At 74.5% G+C, this 4102-nt stretch carries 6 protein-coding genes; 2 read left to right on the top strand and 4 right to left on the bottom strand.

The genetic code is table 11. The features are described 5' to 3' along the window. On the bottom strand, window positions 1-581 hold a 581-nt coding region (locus HUW36_RS27205; protein ID WP_174530749.1), incomplete at its 3' end, for a DUF3710 domain-containing protein. Window positions 582-606: 25 nt separating this feature from the next. After that, on the bottom strand, window positions 607-1104 hold the full coding sequence (gene dut, locus HUW36_RS27210) for a dUTP diphosphatase (protein WP_174530750.1): 498 nt from the start codon (window positions 1102-1104) through the stop codon (window positions 607-609). A gap of 86 nt (window positions 1105-1190) precedes the next feature. On the opposite strand from dut, the gene HUW36_RS27215 reads away from it, so the two are divergent. Continuing rightward, window positions 1191-1682 carry a DUF3093 domain-containing protein gene (locus tag HUW36_RS27215; protein WP_174530751.1) on the top strand — a complete coding sequence of 164 codons (492 nt, stop codon included), beginning with the start codon at window positions 1191-1193 and terminating at the stop codon, window positions 1680-1682. 19 nt (window positions 1683-1701) lie between these two features. Here the strand turns inward: HUW36_RS27215 and HUW36_RS27220 are convergent, their stop codons facing one another. Both HUW36_RS27220 and HUW36_RS27225 read right to left on the bottom strand, forming a co-directional pair. Further along, window positions 1702-2472 carry a hypothetical protein gene (locus HUW36_RS27220; RefSeq protein WP_174530752.1) on the bottom strand — a complete coding sequence of 257 codons (771 nt, stop codon included), beginning with the start codon at window positions 2470-2472 and terminating at the stop codon, window positions 1702-1704. A 227-nt stretch (window positions 2473-2699) separates the two neighbouring features. After that, window positions 2700-2996 (bottom strand): DUF4193 domain-containing protein, encoded by a 297-nt coding sequence (locus tag HUW36_RS27225; RefSeq protein WP_013284790.1) that lies wholly within the window; start codon window positions 2994-2996, stop codon window positions 2700-2702. Window positions 2997-3433: 437 nt separating this feature from the next. On the opposite strand from HUW36_RS27225, the gene HUW36_RS27230 reads away from it, so the two are divergent. Then, window positions 3434-3949 carry a LytR C-terminal domain-containing protein gene (locus HUW36_RS27230; protein ID WP_174530753.1) on the top strand — a complete coding sequence of 172 codons (516 nt, stop codon included), beginning with the start codon at window positions 3434-3436 and terminating at the stop codon, window positions 3947-3949. Window positions 3950-4102: the final 153 nt, after the last annotated feature.

A 4102-nucleotide genomic window follows, 5' to 3' on the forward strand; every position in this document is an offset into this window, starting at 1 on the left:
ACCTCGCGGGGCAGCCGCAGCGGCAGCGGCTCCCGCACCGGCTTGGCCTCCTGCCCACGGTCGACCACCAGGCCGTCCAGGCAGGCCGCCAGCGGGCCGGCGGCGGCCGGGTCGGTGGCCGCCTGGCCCTGGAACACGCCGCGCACCATCCAGCGCGGCCCGTCGATGCCGACGAACCGCAGGTCGGTCAGGCCGTCCGGGGTACGCAGCCGGGCGCGCAGCTCGGTGCCGTACTCGCCCTCGACCTCCTGGGCCGCGGCGCCGTCGTTGAACAGCGACTGGCGGATCTCGTCGCGCACCTCGTCCCAGATGCCGTCGGACCGCGGCGCGGCGAAGACGCCGAGCTGCAACGCGTTCTGCCCGTGCACCAGGACCACCTGCTGGATCACACCCTGCGGGTCGGCCTGCACCCGCACCTCCACGTCCGGCACCGCCGGGATCTGGAGACTGCCGAGGTCCAGCCGGGGCGCGTCGGGCGCCTCGCTGACGTCGTACGGGCCGCGGGTCGGCCCGGCGGCCTCCTCGACGTCGAGGACCGCGTCGTCACGCGTCTCGTCGGCCCGCTTCCGGGAGAAGATCACTGCGCCCACCCTCCGCTGTTCGCACTCACCCTGCCACCTCTTCGTCCTGCCCACCGGCCGGAGCCGGAACCAACCCGGCGTGCCCGCCGGTGGACCCGTGCCCGCCGGTCCCGCGCCGGGACCCGGGCAGTTCGTCCACCGGCCGGAACTCGGCCCGGGCGACCCGCTGGACCACCAGCTGCGCGATCCGGTCGCCGCGGCTGATCGTGGCCGGCGTGTCCCGATCATGGTTGATCAGGTTGACCAGGATCTCACCCCGGTAGCCGGCGTCGACCGTACCGGGCGCGTTGAGCACCGTCACGCCGAGCCTGGCGGCCAGCCCCGATCGCGGGTGGACCAGTCCGACGTACCCCTCGGGCAGGGCCACCGCGACGCCGGTGGGCACCAGGGCCCGGCCGCCGGGCGGCAGCTCCACGTCCACGGCGGCCACCAGGTCCGCGCCGGCGTCGCCCGGATGGGCGTACACCGGCAGCGGCAGTTCCGGGTCGAGCCGCCGTACGGGCACGGCTACCTCGTCTGTCACGGTCGTCCTCTTCCGTCCGGTCCTCGCGGGGTGACCCTGCCATCCTGCCGGTTGGCCGGCCCGCCGCGCGCCGTACCCTCGTCAGTGTGCGTCAGTCGTCGTCCCCCGCCGTCCCGACGGCCGTCCCCGCGCCCTACGCGGAGCGCCTCGGGCTGCCCTGGTGGGCCTGGCCGCTGGGCCTGGCCCTGGCCGGGCTGCTCGCCGCCGAGCTGTGGCTGGGCGCGACCGGGGTCCGCGCCTGGCTGCCGTTCGTGCTGCTGATCCCCGGCACGGTGGCCGCGCTGTGGTGGCTGGGCCGGATCCGGGTCGAGGTGCGCGACGGCGAGCTGCGGGTCGACGACGCCCACCTCCCGGTGCGGTACGTCGCGGACGTGGTGCCGCTGGACGCGGCCGGCCGGCGCGAGGTGCTCGGCGTCGGCGCCGACCCGCTCGCCTTCGTGGTCCAGCGTCCCTGGGTCGGCGGCGCGGTCCAGGTGGTGCTGGACGACCCGGCGGACCCCACCCCGTTCTGGGTGGTCAGCACCCGGCGCCCGGTGGAGCTGGCGGCGGCCCTGCTGGCCGCCCGCGACGCGGCCTGAACCGCGTCCCGCCCGGCCGTCAGCCCTTCTTGTGGGGCAGGCCGCGGGCGGTGTGCCGGAGGTCCTTGCGGAGCTGCTCGCCGAGCGTGCGGGTGGCCCGCCGGTTGAGGTAGCCGGCCACCGCGGCACCGGTCAGGAACGGCCCGAGCGTGGTGAGGTTGCGACCGAACCGGCGCAGCAGGCTGTCCCGCAGCTCGCGGCGGGCGGCGGTGCCCAGCACCGCGCTGACCCCGACGCCCGGCATCATCGGGTTGATCCCCCGCTGACCGGCCCAGGACTGCACCAGCGCCACGGCGCGGGCGGTGCCGCCGGTCGGCAACGGCATCCGGTGGATCTCGTGCAGCTCGCCGATCAGCTTCAGCTCGATGGCCACCACCGCAACCGTCTCGGCGGCCAGCAGCACGGGGGCGGAGAGCAGCGTGGGTGTGACCGCCCACTCGACCGCGGCGACCCCGCCGCCGGCCGCGCCGACCCCGGCGGTGGCCCGGGACGCGTTGCGGATCAGCCGGTCGGCAAGCGCGTCGTCGTCCAGCCCGGGGAAGTGCCGTCGCAGCGTCGCCAGGTCACGGATCGGCACGTGCGGGGCGACCTCGGCGACGGTGTCCGTCATCCAGCGCAGCGCCGCCTTCGGCTTGAACAGGTCGGTGATGCCGCGGGCGCGGGCCTGGCCGACCATCCGGACCAGCAGTTGCCGACGGCGGGCCGGCGCGATGTCGTCGGCGGTCAGGGCGGCGACGGTCGCGCCCAGCTCGTCGCCGTCGGCACCGGACGGCGTCCGGTGCGGCTCCACCGGAGCGGTGACCGCCTCCGGGGTGGTCGGCGCCGGTCCCGGCTCCGGGGCCGGCGTCCGGTCGGTCCCGTCGGCACGCTCGCTGCGCTCGCTCACCCGTCCGCCCTCCTGCTCCGCGCGGCGTGGCAGCCGCCGCTACGAGTCAAGCAGCTTCCGGCCACCGGCGCACGGCGGCTCGAACAGCGGCGGCCCCGCACCGGGGCCGCCGCCGGTTTCCCCGGACGGGATCAGACGCACTCGCGGCAGATCAGGTCGCCGTTGCGCTCGACCGCCAGCTGGCTGCGGTGGTGGACCAGGAAGCAGCGCGCGCACCGGAACTCGTCCTGCTGCATCGGGAGGACCTTGACCGTGAGCTCCTCGTCGGCCAGGTCGGCGCCGGGCAGCTCGAAGCTCTCGGCCACCTCGGCCTCGTCGACGTCCACGGCGCCCGACTGTGAGTCGACCCGCCGGGCCTTGAGCTCCTCGAGGCTGTCCTCGCCGAGGTCGACCTCGTCGCGACGCGGGGCGTCGTAGTCGGTGGCCATCGGTTTCACTCTCCAATATCGATATGGTCGCTGCCGGTTGTAACGCCGGACGACGCCGTTTCGGTTCCCCTGGCCGGCCACCATCTGTGTCGGGCACCCGACCCGACGACCGTTGGGTCGGGCTCGCCGGAGCGGAACCCCCCGGCGAGCGCGGAACCTTACCCCCCCTTTGGGCGAGGCATGTATACCGCCCTCGCGGGAGAGATGTACGCCCCGGCGCCCGAAGTTGTTCCCAATGTGACTCAGGCGACACGAAGATAGGGGTAGTCCTACCCGTTCCCCCGGTGGCGCGCCGGCATGTCGGACTGTTTCCACGCGGGAGCCGGACAAGGGTTAACCTCAGCGGCGTACTGGACGGCCACACACGCGGCCCGACCGCGGCGGCCGCCGCCACCCAATCACTGTCCGGGGGAGCGCCCAGGATGAGTTTTGCGCGAGTGCGGGCACTCGTTGTCGTCGGACTGCTGGCAGTCATCGCCCTGGTCATCGTGGTTGTCGCGGTGGTGCGCGACACCCAGAGCAAGGCGGGCACGGCCGCCGGGTGCCCGGACGGCTGGCAGTTGGTCGACCTGCGGTTGCGGGAGCAGAAGGACGTGAAGCTCAACGTCTACAACGCCACCGACGAGGCCGGCCGGGCCGGCCTGGTCGCGGACGACTTCCGCAACCGCAAGTTCCAGGTCAAGAAGGTCGGCAACGAGAAGAAGGCGTTCGACGGCGTGGCCATGCTGCGCTACGGCCCCAAGGGCGTGGGCTCGGCGCACCTGCTGCGGGCGTACTTCCTCAACGAGGCCGAGCGGAAGTTCGACCCGAACCGCAAGGACGACAGCGTCGACGTGGTCCTGGGCAACGGGTTCCAGCAGCTGGCCACCACGACCGAGGTGAACCAGTCGCTCGGCGACCTGGGCGCGCCCGAGGCGCCCCCGGAGACGTGCCCGATGCCCGTCGAGAAGTGACCGGCGGGCCGGTCACCCGGCCCGACCCGACGACGACGCAGGGCGGCCTCCGCGGTTCGGGAGGCCGCCCTGACGCGTACGCCGGGGTGGGCGCCGGTCACGGCCCGCCGGAGGCGTCCAGGTCGGCGAGCCGGGCGTGCAGCGGCCCGTGCA

The sequence above is a fragment of the Micromonospora maritima genome (genome assembly GCF_902825405.1).
Lineage (GTDB): Bacteria > Actinomycetota > Actinomycetes > Mycobacteriales > Micromonosporaceae > Micromonospora > Micromonospora maritima.